An 18814-nucleotide genomic window follows, 5' to 3' on the forward strand; every position below is an offset into this window, starting at 1 on the left:
CCATCGTCATCGGGGTGTTCCTTGCCGTGGTCCTTCTGCTGCTCTTCCTCATCGAACTGGCGCCGCGACGCGGGCGCAAATACACCCTGATCCGCGCCGCGGCCTGCGTCGTGTTCCCGCTGGCAATGGTCGCGATCCTGGATTCCTACACCTGGGCCATCATCGCCGCCGGGTTCCTGGGCCTGCTGCTTTTCTGGTTCGACCTTCGCTCGCGGCACGGGACCGGCTACCTCTTCGCACTCTTCGGGTTCCTCTCCCCCGCGCTGATCCTGCTGGCGGTGGGGCTGGTCATCCCGACCATCCAGACCACCATCGCCTCGTTCATGAACTCGCGCGGCACCGAATTCGTGGGGCTGGAGAACTTTGCCTGGATCTTCACCCAGCCGGCCGGCATCCGCACGGTGCTCAACACCGTTCTCTGGGTGCTGATCGCCCCGGCGGTCTCCACTATTGCCGGCCTGGCCTATGCGGTGTTCGTCGACAAGTCCCGCGGCGAGAAGTTCTTCAAGATCCTGGTTTTCATGCCGATGGCGATCTCGTTCGTCGGGGCATCGATCATCTGGCGCTTCGTCTACACCGCGCGGCCCGCCGATGCCGACCAGATCGGCCTGCTGAACCAGCTGATCGTCACCTTCGGCGGGGAACCGGTGCAGTTCCTGCAGAACGAGCCGTGGAACACCGTGGCGCTGATTGTCGTGCTGATCTGGGTGCAGACCGGCTTCGCCATGGTGCTCCTCTCCGCGGCGATCAAGGCGGTGCCCATCGAGCAACTGGAGGCCGCCGAGCTGGACGGAGCCACTGCATGGCAGCGCTTCGCCAACGTCACGCTGCCGGGCATCCGCTCCACGCTGGTGGTCGTGCTGACCACCATCTCGATCGCCTCGCTGAAGGTCTTCGACATCGTGCGCACCATGACCGCCGGTGCCAACGAAACCTCGGTGATCGCCAATGAGATGTACACCCAGTTCCGCAACTTCGAGGCCGGCCGTTCCGCGGCGTTCGCCGTCATCCTCTTCGTCATGGTGATGCCCATCGTCATCTACAACGCCCGGCAGATCAAATTGCAAAGGGAGATGCGCTGATGTCCACGGTAGCCAAGCCACTGCCCCTCGAAACGGCCGCCGGGGCTGCCCGGCGGCGCCGGCCCGTCTCGCTGGCAAAATCCCGGCTGACCAGCCGCTGGGCCACGCTCGCGGCGCTGGTGATTGCCGCTCTGTGGACCATCCCCACCATCGGCCTGCTGGTCTCCTCTTTCCGGCCGGCGCAGCTGGTGCGCACCACCGGCTGGTGGACGATCTTTGAAAACCCCGGATTCACCACCGAGAACTACACCTCGGTGTTGCAGGCCGGCAACTCCCAGCTGACCATGGCGGGGTCGTTCCTCAACTCCATCGCGATCACCCTGCCGGCCACGGTGATCCCGCTGGTGCTGGCCACCCTGGCGGCCTACGGATTCGCCTGGATGCGTTTCCCCGGCAAGGACCTGCTCTTCATCTTGGTCTTTGCCTTGCAGATCGTGCCCATCCAGATGGCGCTGGTACCGATGCTGCGGCTCTTCGCCGCCGGGGAGCTTTTCGGCTACCCGGTCATCGGGGCGTTCGGCCAGGCCGGATACGCGCAGGTGTGGATCGCCCACACGATCTTCGCGCTGCCGCTGGCGATCTTCCTGCTGCACAACTTCATTGCCGAGATCCCCAACGAGATCATCGAGGCGGCCCGGGTGGACGGGGCCAGCCACGGGCAGATCTTCTTCCGCATCGTGCTGCCGCTCACGGCCCCGGCCATCGCCGCATTCTCCATCTTCCAGTTCCTCTGGGTCTGGAACGACCTGCTGGTGGCGTTGATCTTCGCCGACGGGCCGGTCGCCCCGATCACCAAGCTGCTGGCGGAGATCACCGGCAGCCGCGGGCAGGACTGGCACCTGCTCACCGCCGGTGCCTTCCTGGCGATCATCGTGCCGCTTGCGGTGTTCTTCGCCCTGCAGCGCTACTTCGTGCGCGGGCTCATGGCCGGATCCGCCAAGGGCTAGGAAGGCCGCGCGGGCGCCCGCACCGGCCCCCGGGGCAGGGCCTCACAGGAAAGCCGACGCTTCACTGGCTAGGATGGTTGACGTGGCTCAGTGGATTAAGACATGGATGGATGACGGCTGGCGTGCCGAGGTGCTCGCGTGGGTGGACATGGCCTGCGAGGCATATTCCCTCAAGCGCATAGGTACACTTCAGGACGCATCTTCGTCGATCCGCGCGAAGCACCTGCGCGTTCCCACGGACGCCGGGACGCTCTTCTTCAAGGCAGTGGCGCCCGGCCAGCTTTTTGAGCCGCCGGTGACGGCGGCCGCCGCGACCCTGGCCCCGGACAGGTTGGTCATGCCCCTGGCCATCGACCCGGAACGCGGCTGGATGCTCTCCCCCGACTACGGTGCGACGCTCGACGAGCTGGCCACCACCCCCGAACTCTGGGCGCGGGCGCTCGGTGCCCTCGGCACCCTGCAGCGCGAGGTGGTGGACTCCGAGGAGGCCCTCTTCGACGCCGGCCTGCAGATCCAGGACCCCGCGTGGATCCCCGAGGAGTTCAACAACGCGCTCACGCTGCACGCCTCGCTGCCCGCCGAACACCCGCTGGGCATTCCGGCGCGCGACGCCGACCACGCCTTCTCCGCCTACAAGGACATCGAGGAGGCCTGCGCACAGCTTATCGCCGGGCCGATCCCGCTGAGCCTGGAACACGGCTCCTTCGACCGCCGCCGGGTGTTTGCGCCCACCGACGGGCAGACCGCGCCGCGGATCCTGAACCTGGGGGACGCGCACTGGGCACACCCCTTTGCCTCGCTGGCCCGGCCCATTGAGAGGATGCGGATCGATTTCCGCTCCCCGGCCGACGACCCGCGGATCATGGCCGCCATCGGCGCCTACCTGTCGGCGTGGGACGACTACGGGTCCCCGGACGAGCTCTACGAGCTGGTGGCACCGGCCCTGCGGATCTCCCCGCTGCACACCCACGAGACCTGGCTGCAATTGCTGGCCGATGCCGACGAGCCGGCGCTGCGCCGCTGGGCCCCGAAGGTGCTCGAGCCGCTCGCGTCCCTGGCGACCGCCAGCGCCTGAGCCCGGCCGCACGCCGTGCGGCCTTCAGCGCTCCTGCCGGGCTTGCGGCCAGGTGCCGCGTTCCTTCATGACACGGGCCAGCACGTCGGCGCGGTCGCTCATGATCCCGTCGACCCCCATCTCCAGCAGCCGGTGCATGGCTGGCTCGTCGTTGACGACCCACACGTGGACCTGCAGCCCGGCGGCGTGGGCATGGTCGAGGAACCTTTGCGTCACCACGCGGATGGGCCCGCGCCGTTCGGGGACCTGCAGCACATCGACCCGCCGGAACAGGGCACGCGGCAGCGGGGCCAGGGCGCCCAGCAGCACCGCCAAGCCCACCCCCGGTACGCCGGGGCTGGCTGCGATCCGCGGCCCCGGGGCCCGGCCGCCGGCCAGCAGGCGCTGGACGGTGCGCCGGCGCCGCCCGCTGAAGGACGCCACCAGCACCCGCTCGTGCGCACCGTGGCGCGCGATGGCATCGGCCAGCAGCGCGGCGGATCGGGCATCCTTGACATCGACGTTGAAGTGCGCGCGCGGAAAGGCGCGAAGCAGCTGGTCAAAAGCGGGAATGGGCTCGCCCTTGACCCGCAGGGCGGAGAGTTCGGCGGCGGTGCAGTCCGCCACCTTGCGCCGGTCCCCGGTGAGCCGGAACAGGTCCTCGTCGTGGAACACCACCAGCACCCCGTCCTGCGTGGCGCGGACGTCGGTCTCCAGGTAGGCGAAGCCCAGCTCGTGTGCGGCGGCGAAGGCCTTCAGCGTGTTCTCCGCGCCGTCGGGCGCGAACCCGCGGTGGGCGAACGCCAGCGGGGAGCCCGCCAGCGCGGAGCCCGCGGTGTTGAGCAGGTAGCGTGCGGTGCCGACCCGTGCGGTGTCCATCTTCTCCCCTTCCTCGGTGCGGATCGAGGGGATCCCGCCGTTCCCTGGCTAGCGGTCCCCGGGCAGCTGCCCGTGGGCGGCAAGGATGCCTTCCAGGATGCAGGCGACCCCGTCGTCCTCGACCCCCGGCGCCCGGTAGGCGGCGGCGTCCAGCGCCGAGCGGTGCCCGGAGGCCATCGCGTATCCGTGCCCGGCCCAGGCCAGCATCTGCAGGTCGTTGGGCATGTCCCCGAACGCCACGACCTCTCCCGGGTCGATGCCCAGGTCCGCGGCGTAGGCGGCGAGGGCCACCGACTTGTTGACGTCCACGTGCGCCATTTCCAGCAGCGAGACGTCGAACGCGGAGTGGGTCACCGACACCAGGTGCCCCAGGTCCTGCGCGACGGCCGCCATGAAGTCGTCGGAGTTCCGGGTGCGGGACTTGGCCAGGAACTTCACCACTCCCTCCTCGCGCAGCGCCGCGGAGCGCAGGTCAAGGGTGTTGACGGTGTCCAGCCTGGCGGTCTCGGCGCTATCGGCAAAGCCGGGTTCCAGGTGCAGGCCGCGGGTGGTCTCCGCGGCGAAGGTGGCACCCGGTTCGGCGCGCAGGATGATGCGCCTGGCCTCGATGAGCAGGTCCGGTTCGATGGTTTCGGCGCCCAGCAGCCGCTCGGTCTCCAGGTCGTAGAGCACCGCCCCGTTGGAGCAGATCACCGCGCCCAGGTGGCCGAAGGCCGTACGGATCGGTTCGAGCCAGCGCACCGGGCGCCCGGTGACGAACACGATGTGCATTCCGGCCTCGCGGGCGTGCCTGAATGCCTCGATGGTGCGCGGGGAAATCGTCCCGTCCGCGCGAATGATGGTTCCGTCCAGGTCGCTGGCGACCAACCGCACTTCCATGTCCCTCGCGCCCTGCTAGGAAATTTCGTTTCGGGCCGGCGGGTTGGCGCCGGGCCGCGAGACCGTGATGGCGGCGGCCCGGGCCGCGTAGTCAAGGACCTCGGCGAGCGTGGCGGTGTCCAGCTTGTGCAGGGCCTCGCGCCGCGCGCTGCCCAGCAGGCCGCGGACCTCGAGGGCGGAAATCATCGCCGAGATGAACGAGTCCCCGGCGCCCACGGTGTCGGCGACATCGACGACGGGCGCCTGGGTGCGTGCGGTCCCTGCCTTCACCAGCCCCCAGGGTCCGGCCGAGCCGTAGGTGGCCACGACCATTGCCGGCCCGGAGGCCAGCCAGGCCGCGGCGGTGTCCTCGACGCTGCGGTGCGGGTAGAGCCATTCAAGGTCGGAGTCCGAGGCCCTCACCACGTCGGCAAGCGCCACGAAGCGTTCGACGTTGGCGACCGCCGCACCGTGGTCGGTGACCAGCGAGGGGCGGATGTTCGGGTCGTAGGTGATGGTTGCGTGCGGGCGGGCCGCCTCGATGAGGCGCAGCACCTTGGACGCGCCCGGTTCCACCAGCGTGGCCAGCGAGCCGGTGTGCACCAGCTGGGCCTCGGCCAGCGCGGGGGTGTCGGCCGGCAGCTCCGGCAGGTCCCAATGCACGTCGAAGGTGTAGCTGGCGGCGCCCACGGGATCCAGGATGCCGCGCGCCGTGGAGGTCGGGTGTTCGTCGGGGCCGGCGATGTGCAGCACGTTGTTCGAATCCAGCGCGTGCCGGATCATCTTCCCGTATTCGTCGTGCCCCCAGCGTCCGATGAAGGTCACCGGGTGTCCCAGCTTGGCCAGGCCCACCGCGACGTTCAGCGGGCTGCCGCCGACGAAGGAACGCGGCGCGCTGATCCCGCCGGAAAGCACATCGACCAGGGCCTCGCCTATGACCGTCAGCACATCGGGCTCCTCATCGTTTTTCGGGGGGTGACGACTTCAATATACCGGTCGGTAGCCGGTGTACCGGCAGTTTGTGAGACTGCTCGCCCCGCGCAGCGCCGCCGCCGAGTTCCAGCAGGGCCGCCACGGTGGCCTCCCACGCCGGGTCCCCCGGGGTGATCAGCCCGTAGTGGTCCCCGTCGAATTCGCGGTAGTCGACGTTCGACCCGGCTTCCCGCGCCCGGGCGGCAAAGGACCGGGCCAGGTCAACCGGCACATCGGCGTCGGTGCGCCCGTGCAGCATCACCAGCGGCGCCTGGGGCAGGGGCCGGGCCGCGGGATCGGCAATGGCCCACTGCACGGGGCCGGTTTTCGGGGAACACCCCATCAACGTCCCGGCGGCGTCATCGCTCAGGCCCAACCGGTGGGCCAGGGCCAGGTCCAGCACGCCGGCCTGCGAAACGACCCCGTCCAGGGAGCGGCCTCCGTCGGGCAGCGCGCCCGGCGCCCCGGTGGGAAGCAGGGAGCGCCCCGCGGCCCAGAGCGCCAGGTGTCCGCCGGCCGAATGCCCGATCGCGATGCGCGGGCCGTCGGAGAGCCCGGCCGCGGCCAGCGCCGCATCCAGGGCGTCGATCCCCGCGGCGATGTCCAGGAAGGTCCCGGGGTAGCCGCCGTCTCCCCCGGCGGTGCGCCGGTATTCCAGGTTCCACGCCACGATGCCGCGAGCGGCCAGGTCGGCGGCCAGCGGGCGGCCCAGCTCGGCACCGTAGGTTTGCCGCCAGAAGCCGCCGTGCACGATGACGGCGACCACCTCGTGCAGCCGGGTCCCGGGAACCCACAATTCGGCATACTGGCTCGGGTGTTCCCCGTAGTCGTGCCGCACGGGGCGTGCTGTGCCCGCCACTAGCGTCCCGGGAACTCCGGGGACGCCTTGGCCACGAAGGCCGCGCGTCCCACGACCGAGTCCTCGGTCCCGAAGGCCTTGACGAAGGAGCGGGCCTCGGCCTCGAGCCCGTCGACCACGTTCAGCCCGGCGATCTCGTTGAGGGCGCCCTTCACGTTGGCAACCGCGGTCGGGGCCTTGGTCGCGATTTCCGCGATGGTTTCCTCGGCGGCCGCAAGCAGGGCCGCGTTGTCCTCAAGCACCCGGTTCACCAGTCCGATGCGCAGGGCCTCGGCGGCCTTGATGCGCCGGCCGGTGTAGATCAGTTCGCGGGCCATGCCGACGCCCACGCGCTGCTGCAGGCGCACGGAGCCGCCGAAGCCGGGAACCAGCCCGAGGTTGACCTCCGGCTGTCCGAAGCTGGCGTTCGCGGAGGCGTAGAGGAAGTCGCACGCCATGGCCAGCTCGCAGCCGCCGCCCAGGGCAAAGCCGTTCACCGCGGCGATCACGGGAACCGGCAGCGCCTCCAGGCGCAGCGTGACCTCGTGCATGCGCCGCCCGTAGGCCAGCGCGGCCTCGGGATCCATGGAATTCATCTCCACGATGTTTGCCCCGGCCACGAAGGACTTGTCCCCGGCCCCGGTGACGATGATTCCGCGCACCTGCCACCGGGCGTCGGTGCCGATGCCCGCCAGCACGCCGGTGAGGGCGTGGAGGTCCTCGACCACGGCCGCGGCCAGCGCGTTCATCGACGCGGGCTGGTTGATGGTCACGACCAACGCCTCGCCGCGCTGCTCGACGAGCAAAGTCTCGTAGGTCCCGAAATCCATGTGCACTCCCTTGTGATTGGCTTTTGAGACCAGCGTCTCATGTTTGCCCATCGCCTCCGGGTTGGCGCGCAGGAGAAACGGGTCCAGCCCGGCCCCGGGCCCGGGTGGGCACGGGCGGGCGAATCAGCGCTTGCGGCCCCGGGAGGCGGGCTTCGTCCCGCGCTTGGCGCCGGGCCGGCCCGAGCGTGCGGACTTCTTCTTGGCTTCCTTGGCGTTCTTGGCCGCCGCGGTGTCGGCGATCTGCCGCTTCTTGCGCGCTTCGACGGCCTGCTCCTGCTGCTTCTGGGCCACCGATGCCTGCCGGGAGGAGTTTTCCCCGCGTCCGCGCACCACCCCGATGAATTCCTCGAGCACCGGATCGGTGGGGTCGTCGCCCTCCGGGGCCAGCCAGGCGATGCCGATGACGGTATCCGGGACCCCGGACAATTCCTTGTGCACGACGTCCTTGCGGCTGTGGAGGCGCGCCACGCCCAACGGCAGGACCAACAGTCCGGCGCCCGAGGAGCACACCTCCATGGCCATCGCGGTGCCGCCGACGGATTCGGGGTAGTCGGCAAGGTCCAGGAAGTTCTCGCCCTTGAGCTCGTCGAGGGGCACGGGCTCGTCGTGAAGCTCGATGTCGTGGTCCTTGGGCGCGCAGACGACCTGTTGCTCTTCATAGAGCGGAATCACGTGGATCGCGGGGGTCTTGGGCGATGTTCCTGCCGCGAAGCGGACAAAGACGGCGTCCGACTCCCCGTTCGGCAGGCGCGCCAGGATCTCCCCTCCGTCGTAGCGCAGGGCCAGCAAGGGGTTTTGTGGATAGCGTTCGTTCCACCGGCTCAGCCATTTGCCGGGCGTGACACCCGGTACATAGGCGATTTTTAGTCCTGTCACCACCCCAGCGTACCGGTACGCTTGTTCACATGAGCGAGAAAACCCCACAGAACATGAAGCCGGCGACTGCCGCAAAGAAATTGGGCATCTACCTGCCCGCAGCTCCGGCCGAGTTCCAGGAGGGTCCGGTGTCCCGGGCCGAGCTCGACGAAATGCTGGCCAACCCGCCGGCGTGGCTTGAGGAATTGCGGGCCAACGGCCCGCACCCGCGCCCGGTCGTGGCGCACAAGCTGAATGTGTCGATTTCCGGCCTGGCGCGTGCGGAAATCACCGAGGCGCTGACCACCGAGGAAATCGAGGCACTGCTGGCAGATCGCCCGCAGTGGCTGCAGGAGGAGCGTGCCTCGCTGGCCGCCGTCCGTGCAGAGGAAAAGCGTGTCCGTGATGCTGCGGCCGCCAAGGGCGACCGCAGCTAACCACAGAAGAATCAGGGCCGCAGAGTATTACTTGACGGTCTTGACGATGTAGACGTCGCACGGTGCCGCGTGTGCCACGGAGGTGGCCACGGAGCCGAGCACGCGGCCCAGGCCCTTCATGCCGACGTTGCCGACCACGATCAGGGTGGCGTTCAGGCGCTCGGCCTCGGCGACCAGCACTTCCTGCGGCTTGCCGTGCGCCGCGGCCGCGGTGATCTTGGCGGTCGGCTCGGTGATGCGCAGCCCGGCCGCGCACTGCTCGGCGACCTTTCCGGCCTGCTCCGCGTCGTCAAGGATCCAGGTGTCGGTGCCGATCTTCACGACTTCGGTGTTGTCCGAGGTGTGGGCGGTCACGACGACCAGTTCGGCATCCATGCTGGTGGCGATGCGTGCCGCGCGTTCGGCGGCCCGCTGTGCGGTTTCGCTGCCGTCAACACCGACGATGATGGTTTCTGCCATGTTCTGACGCTCCTTTTGGTGTGGCCACCTGCGGCGGCCGGGGTTGGGTGGGAAAACTGTCTAGGAAATATTCTGCCGCAGGAAGTCAACCGACCTGTCCCACGCCAGGCGCGCAGCCTCGGGACGGTAGTTCCCCGACGGGTTCGCATCGTTGTGGAAGGCGTGCGGGGCGTCGTAGTAGTGGAACGTGACCTCGGTACCGGATTCCTCACGGATCTGCGCCTCCTGGGCGTACGCCTTCGCCACCGGGTAGGAAGTGTCCTCGTTGGCGTAGTGCCCCTGGATCTTGGCACGCACCCCCGAATACCCCTGCGGCACGCCTTGGCCCACCCCATAGAAGGGAACGGCTGCGGAGATCTTCTCCCCCTGCTGCGCCGCAAGCGCAAGCACGAAGCCGCCACCCATGCAGAACCCGATGGTTCCCACGGTGGCGCCGGTGACGGCATCCAGGTCCTGCAGGTAGTCGACGGCGCCCGCCAGCAGCTTTGCCCCGAGCTCCTCGGGAAGCTTCGCCATCATCTCGGCGGCTTCCGCCCCGTCGTGGGCCACCGAGCCGCCGAAGAGATCCGGCGCCAGGGCAACGAAGCCCTCTGCCGCCAAGCGGTCGGCCACGTCGCGGATGTGGTCGGTCAATCCCCACCATTCCTGGATGACGATGACACCGGCACCCTTGCCGCCTTCGGGCAACGCGAGGTATCCGTGTGCGCTCTGTCCTTCGGAGGGAAATGAGACGTTCTGGTGCGGTGTCTTGGACGCCATGCTTCCGATTGCTCCTGTCCTACATGCTTCTTCGCCGGTGGAAAAGCTCGAATGCCTTCCAGTCTATGCACGGCCATGGGGCTCCTCGCCATGAACCACCGATGGTTTCCTCACATCGGCGTTTTGCCACCGGACACACAAACCATGGAATCGCGATGAATTTTCCCTTTCACGTGACGGATTTTCCAAGCGGGTAGTGACCGCGACGCCTCCCCCGGTCTACGGTTAGGTGTCAAAACCGTTCGCTATTCAGTTTGGAGCCAAAATGTCCCATCCCATGTCATCGCGTTTGGCAGCCGAGTTTCTCGGTACCGGCGTACTCGTATTTGGAGGGTGTGGAGCTGCCATATTCTCGGCCAAGGTCGTCGCATCGAACACCATCAACATGGGGATCGGGTTCCTCGGAGTGGCGCTCGCCTTCGGCCTGACGGTCCTGGTCATGGTCTATGCAGTCGGCCACATCTCCGGTGGGCATTTCAACCCGGCGGTGACCTTCGGTGCCGCGTTGGCCGGACGCGTCGAATGGAAGGCCGTCCCCGCCTACATGATCACCCAGGTTGCCGGCGCCTCGGTGGCGGGCCTGGCCCTCTTTGCCATTGCCAGCGGCAAACACGGCTTTGATCCGGTCGCCTCCGGCTTCGCAACCAACGGCTACGCAGACCGTTCCCCCGACGGCTACGGCCTGCTTGCCGCCTTGCTGGTGGAAATCATCCTGACCGCGGTGTTCCTCTACGTCATCCTCGGTTCCACCGACGAGCGGGCGCCCAAGGGATTTGCCGGTATTTCCATCGGGCTCACCCTGACCCTGATCCATCTGGTGTCCATTCCGATCACCAACACCTCCGTGAACCCGGCCCGCTCCCTGGGTGTGGCATGGTTTGCCGGGCCGGAAGCGCTGGGTCAGGTGTGGTTGTTCATCGTTGCGCCGTTGATTGGGGCCGCCATTGCCGGCATGACCTATCCCCTGCTGTTCGCCTCCCCGCTGATCGAATCCGCCCTGCAGGCCGAGGAAGACGAGCCGGATCCGACGCTGTCGGAGGACGCAACCGCGGCCGAGGCCGGGGCCGGAAGCGAGGCCAAGTAGGTTCCGCGCCGGATTCACGCCCCTGACGAGGAAATCCCGATCCGGGCCCGTTGGGCCTTCGCGGATTGCCACGGACGGGGTCGCGGGGCGTCTGGGGGCATCAAGCCCGGCAATGGACTCACCGGGCAACGCAATCGACGAAAAACCCCCGGTCCAGGGACCGGGGGTTCTTTCTCATATGTGCGCGAAGGGGGACTTGAACCCCCACGCCCTTGCGAGCACTGGCACCTGAAGCCAGCGCGTCTACCAATTCCGCCATTCGCGCATTCACTGCTGTTTTCGTCGATGACTTCAACAGCGAGATCAATCATATACACAGGTTGCCCGGATCCACTAATCCACGGCGTCTTTGTGATCAGAGCCACGTTGGGGCAACCATTGCCCCCGTCCGTTCGTTGGGGAACTGAGGGCCACTTTCACCACATTTCGACCCACATGAATTTCAAGCCAAGTAGTATCGAACAAGGCGCAAGGCATCCACGCCCTGCACCGCAATGCCACTAACCGTGGAACAACACGCGTTAGAACCAGGAAGGGAGCGACGCGATGGGCCTCATCGACAATGTTGAGCGCGGACTTGAAAAGCTTGTCACCAGCGTCTTCCGCGGCTCCGGCAGCTCCGAGGTCAAGCCCGTGGAGATCGCTTCACGCCTGCGCAACCAGATGGATGCGAAGTCGCTGACCATTTCTCAGGCCCGCACCCTGGCGCCGAACCTCTTCACCATCCGCCTTGCGGACAATGATTTTGCCAGGGCCCGGGAATGGGGCGCCCCGTTGGCCAGGGAGCTGTGCACTACAGCCCTGGACCACGCCAAGAGCCAGGGCTACACCCTGCAGGGCGCCGTCGAGGTGAACTTTCGCAAGGACAGCGAACTCAAGCCGGGAGGCTTTGAGATCGACGCCACTTTCTCGGAAGCCTCGGCAGCCGAAGTGCGGAACTCCCCCGTCGCACCGCCGGCCCCGCCCGCACCTCCGCGCGGGGTGTCCAAGACGAAGCCGGTGCTCGACATTGCCGGCCAGCGCTATGCCTTGAACCATCCCACCATCGTCCTGGGGCGTTCGGCGGAGACCGACATCCCCATTGAAGATGCCGGCGTTTCACGCCGGCACTTGAAGATCGAGCAGCGTGGCACCACGACCTGGGCCGTTGACTTGGGCTCCACCAACGGGAGTTTCGTCAATGGCCAGAAAATCGTCGGCGAAACCGAGCTGCATGACGGCTCCAACATCGCCATGGGCCAAACGCGCATCGTCTTCAGGCTCCTCCCCCAATCTCAAGGAGACCGTGCGTGAACGACCTCGTGTTCACCGTGCTGCGGCTCGGATTTCTCATTTTGCTCTGGCTGCTCGTCTTGAGCATCATCGGTGCGCTTCGGCGCGATCTGGCCATCGGCGGCAGGGCCCGTGTTGGCGGCCCGTCCGCCCGGGAAATCCGCAAGGACCCCTCACTGGCATCGCCGCCGGAGGCCCCCGCCAAGCAGCAGGCAAAGACGCTGGCGATCCTGGAGGGTCCGCTGACCGGCCTTGAGCACCAGCTCACGGCCGGCCCGGTCCTGCTGGGCCGCGCCCAGGAGGCAACCATCGTGCTTGAGGACGACTACGCCTCCGGCCGCCACGCACGCCTGTTCCCCCAGGGAACCCGTTGGTTCATCGAGGATTTGGGTTCGACCAATGGCACGTTCCTGGGTGAAGCCCAGCTCACCCGTGCCCAGCCGGTCGAACTCGGCCAGAAGATCCGGATCGGCAAGACGGTCATGGAGTTGAGGCCCTAGACATGGCGTTGATGCTGAAGTTTGCGGCGCGAAGCGATGTCGGCAAGGTCCGGTCCAAGAATGACGACTCCGCCTACGCGGGACGCTACCTGGCCGTGGTGGCCGACGGCATGGGCGGGCACGTCGGCGGCGATGTCGCCAGCGCCTCCACCGTGCTGGACCTCGTCCACCTGGATGTCCCCGAGACTCCCGACGCGGAAACGGTGCTGCCCGATGAAATCCAGGCCGCAAACCTTGTCCTGAACGAACTGGTGAACGCCAATCCCAAGCTTTCGGGAATGGGCACCACCGTCACCGCCATGCTGTTGACCGGCGACGTGCTGCAATTTGCGCACATCGGCGATTCACGGGCCTACCGCCTGAAAAACGGCGTGTTCGAGCAGATCAGCCACGACCATACATTTGTCCAGCGCCTGGTCGACGAGGGTCGCCTGCGCCCCGAGGAAGCGGAGCTGCACCCCCACAAGAACGTGCTGTTGCGCGTGCTGGGCGATTCCGATGCCAGCCCCGAACTTGACGTCAACCAGTACCCGGTCGAGGCCGGGGAACGTTGGATGCTCTGCTCCGACGGCCTGAATGCCGTGGTGCCCGATTCCATCACCGAACGAATCATGCGCGGCACCGCCTCCCTCGAGGAGACGGTCGAGGACCTCGTCGAGACGACGTTGGCCCACGGCTCCCCCGACAACGTGACCATCGTCGTCTTTGAGGTCGTCGAGGACGACGGCGCCGACGAGCCGCTGCCGGCCGTTGACGACGTCCCGGCCGGCGAACCGGCCCCCGACACCGGGCAGCTGACCATTGCCGCCGGAGGCGACCTCGAGGCCAGCGCCGCGCTGATCCGCCACGAGATGTCCAAGCGCCCGCACCTCTTGGTCGGCGCGGCCGAACTGGCCACGCAGACCGGCAAGATCCCGGTCGTCACCCAACGCTCGGGCGAAAAACGAGCCGCGGCGATACTCACACACAAGACTCCCGCAGCGCAGGCATCGGCGGAACAAGACGAATTTGCGGCCCTGGACCGCAGGCCCCGGCGCTGGCTAGTCCCGACGTTCCTGGCGCTCATGGCCCTGATCCTTGCCGCGGTCTGCGTCTGGGGCTATCTGTGGACGCAGACCCAGTATTTCGTGGGCAACCAGGACGGCCGCGTGGCAATCTTCAAGGGCGTTTCACAAGACCTGGGTCCATTGAAGCTCTCGCACGTGGACACGGTGACCGAGATTCCCATGGACGCCCTTCCCCAGTACACGCAGCAGCGCATTGATTCCGCCCTTCCGGCCCGGGACCTGGCCCATGCCCAGACCATGGTCGGGGAACTTTTGGTGACGGCCAAGCAACGATGCCCCGTGATCGTTCCGGAAAACCCGGGCGAGGCCGGGACACTTCCGATCCTGCCCCCTTACTGCCAGGAGATCAGACCGTGAGCGAGCTGGAAACCGCACCCGTACCCCGCCGCAACATGGAATTGCTGTTGCTCCTTCTGGCGTTGGCGGTCGCCATGGGTGCCTACTACCTCGTAGGCATCAACAGCGACGACGGACCGAGTCGGGAATTCATCACCCAGGGCCTGTTCCTGGCAGGGCTGGCCTTGGTCTTCCATGTCATCCTGCGCATTTGGGCTAAATATGCCGATCCGGTGATACTTCCCGTCACGGTTGCCCTCAACGGCATCGGCCTGGCCATGATCCACCGGATCGACCTGGCACGCAACGACGACCAGGCCTTCCGCCAGATCCTCTGGACCGGGGTGGCGATGGCCGTTGCCTGCGTGACGCTGTGGGCCATCCGCGACCACCGCGTGCTGCGCCGCTTCACCTACATCGCCCTGGCGGTCTCGGTGCTGTTGCTGCTGCTGCCGCTGATCCCCAAGGTCGGCGTGGTGCTGAACGGCGCCCGAATCTGGGTGCATTTCTTTGGCTTGTCCTTCCAGCCCGGCGAACTGGCCAAGATCACCCTGGCTATATTCTTCGCCGGCTATTTGTCCTCAAACCGCGAGCTGATCCTGCTTGCGGGCCGGAAGATCGGCCCCCTGCAGCTTCCCCGCGCACGGGACCTCGGCCCCATGGTCGTCGCCTGGCTGGTGAGCATCGGCGTGTTGGTCGTCCAGCGCGACCTCGGCTCCTCCATCCTCTTCTTCGGCCTGTTCATGGTCATGATCTACGTCGCCACGGCGCGAGTGAGCTGGATCGTCATCGGAACCCTGATGCTGGTCGGCGGCGGCACCTTTGCCTACCTGACCATGAGCCACGTAACCCGGCGCATCGACGGCTGGCTCAACGCCTTCGACCCCGACATCTACCACGCCAGCGGCGGTAGCCGGCAGATCGTCGAGGGACTCTTCGGGCTCGCCAACGGCGGCCTGATGGGCACGGGCCTGGGCAACGGCAGCCCCTACATGGTGCCGCTGGCCAACAGCGACATGATCGTTGCCTCGCTCGGCGAGGAACTCGGCCTCATCGGCCTGAGCGCCATCGTCCTGCTCTACTTGATCCTTGTCAGCCGCGGCATGCGTGCCGCCCTGGGATCCCGCGACACCTTCGGCAAACTGCTGGCCACCGGGCTTTCCTTCACCATTGGGCTGCAGTGCTTCGTGGTGATCGGCGGAGTCACGCGCCTGATCCCGCTGACGGGGCTGACCACGCCGTTCATGGCCGCCGGCGGCTCGTCCCTGCTCTCGAACTGGATCATCGTCGCCTTGCTGCTGCTGATTTCGCACAATTCACGCCGCCCCATGCTCTCCGGCGTCTCGGCCACGGCAGAGGTGGCCACCAAGGCGCCCCGCCGTTCCCCGGGCCTCCTTGAGTCGCTAAAGGAGACCAAGCGATGAACCAAGCCATTCGCAACACCTGGATCGCCGTGATGCTCCTGTTCGTGTTGAGCCTTGGCGCGCTGAGCTACGTCCAGTTCCTGGCCTCGGAGAACCTCAACGAGAATGCGCTGAACAACCGGAAGCTGTTCCGTGAGTTCGATCTTCCCCGCGGGGCCATCCTGGTCGACGGCAAGCCCATTGCCGAGTCCAAGCCCTCGGAGGGACAGTTCAAGTACCAGCGCGTCTACACCGATCCCGAGCTCTATTCCCACTTGACCGGCTTCTATTCGTTGTCCAACGGTTCAACACAGCTCGAATCCGAGATGAACGACGAATTGACCGGCCAGAGCCAGAACCAGTTCTTCGACCGCGTGGTCAACCTGTTCTCCGGCAAGGCCAACGAGGGTGCCTCGGTCGAGCTCACCATCGACGGCGAGCTGCAGAAATACATCTACGGCCTGATTCCGGACGGAACCCGCGGGACCATCATCGTTTCCGAGCCCAAGACCGGAAACATCCTGGCCATGGCGTCCAAGCCCAGCTACGACACCAACAAGCTGGCGGTGCACAGCTCCAGCCAAGCGGCGGCCAACATGAAGGAGCTGCTGGAGGTCAAGGGCCTGAGCCCGTACCGGAACCCGGCCATCGGCAACCTCACGGCCCCCGGATCGACGTTCAAGATCTTCGACATGGTCGCGGCCCTGGAATCCGGGAAGTACACCGCCGACACGGTCCTGAAGAACCCCTCGAGCGTGATGCTGCCGGGAACCAAGACGCCCCTGCGCAACTTCTACGGCGGCAATTGCGCGGCGATCCCCGAGGCAACGTTCGCGGACATCGTGGCGCAAAGCTGCAACACCCCCTTCGTGGGCATCAGCGAGGACCTGGGCAGGGAACCGTTCGAGGACGTCACCGAGCGCTTCGGCTTCGGCCAGCAGGTTGAGATCCCGATGCGCGTGGTCCCCAGCGTCTTCCCCCCGGGCCTCGACCCGGCGGCGCTCGGCCAGTCGGTGATTGGCGAGCGCGATGTGCGGGCCACGGCCATGCAGATGAACATGGCCGCCATGGGCATCGCCAACGACGGGGTGATCATGCAGCCGAACCTGGTCAAGCAGGTCATTGCCCCCGACCTCCGGGTGCTTGCGGAGAGCAAGCCCAAGGAATTCAGCACCGCGACCAGCAAGGAGGTCGCCGACCAGGTCACCGACCTGATGCGCGGCCCGGTCAAGAAGGGCACGGCGGTCCGGGCACAGGTACCGGGTCTGGACATCGCCGCGAAGACCGGCACCTCGGTGGTCCAAAACACCGAAGAGGACCTGGTGAATTCCTGGATCACCGGGTTCGCCCCGGCGGACGACCCGCAGGTCGCGGTGACGATCGTGTTTGAAGAGATTGATTTCAAGACTGGTTCCTCGTTGACCAGTCCCAACCTGAAGAAGATTCTAGAGGCGGTGTTCAACCAGTGAGGCCAATTTCCGGTATCACCCTGGGCGGTCGATACAAGCTGACCGACCGTATTGCCATTGGTGGCATGGGTGAGGTGTGGAGGGCCAGGGATCAGGTCCTTGGCCGCCTGGTGGCTATCAAGATCCTCAAGGAGGAGTACACCGGCGATCCCGGCTTCCTCCAACGTTTCCGGGTCGAGGCCCGCCACACGGCCCTGCTGAACCACAACGGCATCGCGAGCGTCTTCGACTACGGCGAGGAGGAGGGCTCCGCCTACCTGGTCATGGAACTGGTTCCGGGCCAGCCCCTGTCGACCATCATCGAACGCGAACGCGTGCTCTCCCCGGACCGCACCCTGTCGATCATTTCGCAGACCGCCAAGGCGCTCGCGGCCGCCCACGTCCAGGGCCTGGTGCACCGCGACGTGAAGCCGGGCAACCTGTTGATGCTGCCCGACGGACGCGTCAAGATCACCGACTTCGGCATTGCCCGCATCGCCGACCAGGTCCCGCTCACGGCCACCGGCCAGGTCATGGGAACCGCCCAGTACCTCGCCCCCGAGCAGGCCACCGGCCAGCAGGCCACGGGCAGCTCGGACATCTACGCCCTGGGCGTGATCGGCTACGAGTTGCTTGCAGGGCGCCGCCCGTTCACCGGCGAATCGCAGATCGCCATCGCTCTGGCCCAGGTCAACGACACCCCGCCGCCGCTGCCGGAGACGATCCCGGTGCCCGTCCGCTCGCTGGTGATGTCGATGCTGGCCAAGGACCCGTCCGACCGCCCGGCCAACGCCGAGGCACTGGCCACCGCCGCCGACGCCATCCGCGCCGGAAACCCCGAAACGGCAACGCTTGCCGTGCCCGGGATGCTGCTCTTTTCAGGATCCGATGCCGCCACCCAGGCCATCAACCATGCCCCGATCACCCGGGGCAATGAGACCGTTGCAATGCCCCCTGCGGACCAGCCGGCGGCACCGCCAGCCACCAATGCCCTGCCGCAGGTTCCCTCGCAGGGTGCGGACGACAAGAGCTTCGATTCCTTCATGGGCGCCTCGCAGAGCTGGGAAGAGGAACCCGTTGGCGACTACGAGTCTGAGGTTGCCGACCGCCGCACCCCGCAGAAGAAGCGCAACCCCTGGACCGCGCCGCTGATTGCCCTGATCGCCTTGGTGGTCCTTGCAATCCTCGGTGCCTGGTTGTATCCGCTGCTCACCGCCCACAACTCGCCGGAAACCAGCCCGACCCCCACCATCGCCACTACACAAAGCAGCGAGGCGACCTCGGAAACCCCGTCGGAGACGCCCACCCCGACGCCTACACCGACACCTACGCCCACGCGGTCGAGCACTCCCACCGTCACGACGGTGGCCGTTCCCAACCTCTTTAGCATGGATGGGGAACAGGCTGCGGCAGCCCTGCGCGAGTTGGGTCTGACGCCCAACGAAGGCGAAGCCCAGGAGAGCGACCGTGTAGCCGGCACCGTGATTGACCAGAGCCCGCGCGTCGGCGTGAAGGTTGAACCTGGTACCACCATCACCTACATCCTGTCGCTGGGCCCGGCCGAGCCGACGCCTACACCGACACCCACGCCGACCGAAACCCCAAGCGAGACACCGACAACGCCTACGGAGAGCACCACGCCGACAACCGAGACCACGGAATCATCGGCGGACGCCGGTGCATCCAAGACCAGCGGCTCGCCCTCGGCGACCGAATAGATGATGGTGTTTTCAC

General features: G+C 66.8%; 19 protein-coding genes and 1 tRNA gene. 11 read left to right on the forward strand and 9 right to left on the reverse strand.

The window, feature by feature from the left end; genetic code table 11:
• Positions 1–2: 2 nt before the first annotated feature.
• The 3 genes from ACIPVK_RS02710 (at position 3) to ACIPVK_RS02720 (ending at position 3104) form a co-directional block, all read left to right on the forward strand.
• Complete coding sequence (locus ACIPVK_RS02710) at positions 3–1082, forward strand: carbohydrate ABC transporter permease (RefSeq protein WP_407610449.1); 1080 nt, start codon at positions 3–5, stop codon at positions 1080–1082.
• A complete protein-coding gene (locus tag ACIPVK_RS02715) occupies positions 1082–2029 on the forward strand; it encodes a carbohydrate ABC transporter permease (RefSeq protein WP_407610450.1) in 948 nt (315 codons plus the stop codon). Before ACIPVK_RS02710 ends, ACIPVK_RS02715 begins: the two co-directional genes overlap by 1 nt.
• Positions 2030–2111: 82 nt before the next feature.
• Complete coding sequence (locus ACIPVK_RS02720) at positions 2112–3104, forward strand: hypothetical protein (protein WP_407610451.1); 993 nt, start codon at positions 2112–2114, stop codon at positions 3102–3104.
• Between the two features lie 24 nt (positions 3105–3128).
• Here ACIPVK_RS02720 and ACIPVK_RS02725 read toward each other — a convergent pair whose 3' ends face one another.
• The 6 genes from ACIPVK_RS02725 to ACIPVK_RS02750 form a co-directional block, all read right to left on the reverse strand.
• A complete protein-coding gene (locus ACIPVK_RS02725; RefSeq protein ID WP_407610452.1) occupies positions 3129–3962 on the reverse strand; it encodes a glycerophosphodiester phosphodiesterase in 834 nt (277 codons plus the stop codon).
• Positions 3963–4010: 48 nt separating this feature from the next.
• On the reverse strand, positions 4011–4841 hold the full coding sequence (locus tag ACIPVK_RS02730) for an HAD family hydrolase (protein WP_407610453.1): 831 nt from the start codon (positions 4839–4841) through the stop codon (positions 4011–4013).
• 15 nt (positions 4842–4856) lie between these two features.
• On the reverse strand, positions 4857–5768 hold the full coding sequence (locus tag ACIPVK_RS02735; protein ID WP_407610454.1) for a carbohydrate kinase family protein: 912 nt from the start codon (positions 5766–5768) through the stop codon (positions 4857–4859).
• 10 nt (positions 5769–5778) lie between these two features.
• Positions 5779–6651, reverse strand: a complete 873-nt coding sequence (locus ACIPVK_RS02740; RefSeq protein ID WP_407610455.1) for an alpha/beta hydrolase — start codon at positions 6649–6651, stop codon at positions 5779–5781.
• Complete coding sequence (locus ACIPVK_RS02745; RefSeq protein WP_407610456.1) at positions 6651–7460, reverse strand: enoyl-CoA hydratase/isomerase family protein; 810 nt, start codon at positions 7458–7460, stop codon at positions 6651–6653. Before ACIPVK_RS02745 ends, ACIPVK_RS02740 begins: the two co-directional genes overlap by 1 nt.
• A gap of 123 nt (positions 7461–7583) precedes the next feature.
• Entirely contained in the window at positions 7584–8336 is a 753-nt protein-coding gene (locus ACIPVK_RS02750) for a substrate-binding domain-containing protein (RefSeq protein ID WP_407610457.1), read from the reverse strand.
• 29 nt (positions 8337–8365) lie between these two features.
• On the opposite strand from ACIPVK_RS02750, the gene ACIPVK_RS02755 reads away from it, so the two are divergent.
• The gene (locus ACIPVK_RS02755; protein ID WP_407610458.1) at positions 8366–8752 is read left to right on the forward strand and encodes a DUF5997 family protein; all 387 of its coding nucleotides are present in this window, start codon (positions 8366–8368) and stop codon (positions 8750–8752) included.
• A 27-nt stretch (positions 8753–8779) separates the two neighbouring features.
• On the opposite strand, the gene ACIPVK_RS02760 is transcribed toward ACIPVK_RS02755, so the two are convergent.
• Entirely contained in the window at positions 8780–9211 is a 432-nt protein-coding gene (locus ACIPVK_RS02760) for a universal stress protein (RefSeq protein WP_264271022.1), read from the reverse strand.
• A gap of 60 nt (positions 9212–9271) precedes the next feature.
• Complete coding sequence (locus tag ACIPVK_RS02765; RefSeq protein WP_407610459.1) at positions 9272–9970, reverse strand: dienelactone hydrolase family protein; 699 nt, start codon at positions 9968–9970, stop codon at positions 9272–9274.
• Positions 9971–10235: 265 nt separating this feature from the next.
• Here ACIPVK_RS02765 and aqpZ point away from each other — a divergent pair, with 265 nt between their 5' ends.
• The gene (gene aqpZ, locus ACIPVK_RS02770; RefSeq protein ID WP_407610460.1) at positions 10236–11054 is read left to right on the forward strand and encodes an aquaporin Z; all 819 of its coding nucleotides are present in this window, start codon (positions 10236–10238) and stop codon (positions 11052–11054) included.
• Positions 11055–11235: 181 nt separating this feature from the next.
• Here aqpZ and ACIPVK_RS02775 read toward each other — a convergent pair.
• Positions 11236–11319: transfer RNA gene (locus ACIPVK_RS02775), tRNA-Leu, on the reverse strand.
• Between the two features lie 281 nt (positions 11320–11600).
• On the opposite strand from ACIPVK_RS02775, the gene ACIPVK_RS02780 reads away from it, so the two are divergent.
• From ACIPVK_RS02780 to ACIPVK_RS02805, 6 genes are read left to right on the forward strand one after another with little or no spacing between them, the layout of a single operon-like run.
• The gene (locus ACIPVK_RS02780) at positions 11601–12347 is read left to right on the forward strand and encodes an FhaA domain-containing protein (RefSeq protein WP_407610461.1); all 747 of its coding nucleotides are present in this window, start codon (positions 11601–11603) and stop codon (positions 12345–12347) included.
• A complete protein-coding gene (locus ACIPVK_RS02785; RefSeq protein WP_407610462.1) occupies positions 12344–12826 on the forward strand; it encodes an FHA domain-containing protein in 483 nt (160 codons plus the stop codon). The genes ACIPVK_RS02780 and ACIPVK_RS02785 overlap by 4 nt, the downstream gene beginning before the upstream one ends.
• Positions 12827–12828: 2 nt before the next feature.
• Positions 12829–14250: a PP2C family protein-serine/threonine phosphatase gene (locus ACIPVK_RS02790; protein WP_407610463.1), complete on the forward strand. Its 1422-nt coding sequence runs from the start codon at positions 12829–12831 to the stop codon at positions 14248–14250.
• A complete protein-coding gene (locus ACIPVK_RS02795) occupies positions 14247–15653 on the forward strand; it encodes an FtsW/RodA/SpoVE family cell cycle protein (protein ID WP_407610464.1) in 1407 nt (468 codons plus the stop codon). Before ACIPVK_RS02790 ends, ACIPVK_RS02795 begins: the two co-directional genes overlap by 4 nt.
• Positions 15650–17101: a penicillin-binding transpeptidase domain-containing protein gene (locus ACIPVK_RS02800; protein WP_407610465.1), complete on the forward strand. Its 1452-nt coding sequence runs from the start codon at positions 15650–15652 to the stop codon at positions 17099–17101. Before ACIPVK_RS02795 ends, ACIPVK_RS02800 begins: the two co-directional genes overlap by 4 nt.
• A complete protein-coding gene (locus ACIPVK_RS02805; RefSeq protein WP_407610466.1) occupies positions 17098–18798 on the forward strand; it encodes a protein kinase domain-containing protein in 1701 nt (566 codons plus the stop codon). The genes ACIPVK_RS02800 and ACIPVK_RS02805 overlap by 4 nt, the downstream gene beginning before the upstream one ends.
• Positions 18799–18814: the final 16 nt, after the last annotated feature.

The organism is Paeniglutamicibacter sp. MACA_103, from assembly GCF_045798555.1.
Lineage (GTDB): Bacteria > Actinomycetota > Actinomycetes > Actinomycetales > Micrococcaceae > Paeniglutamicibacter.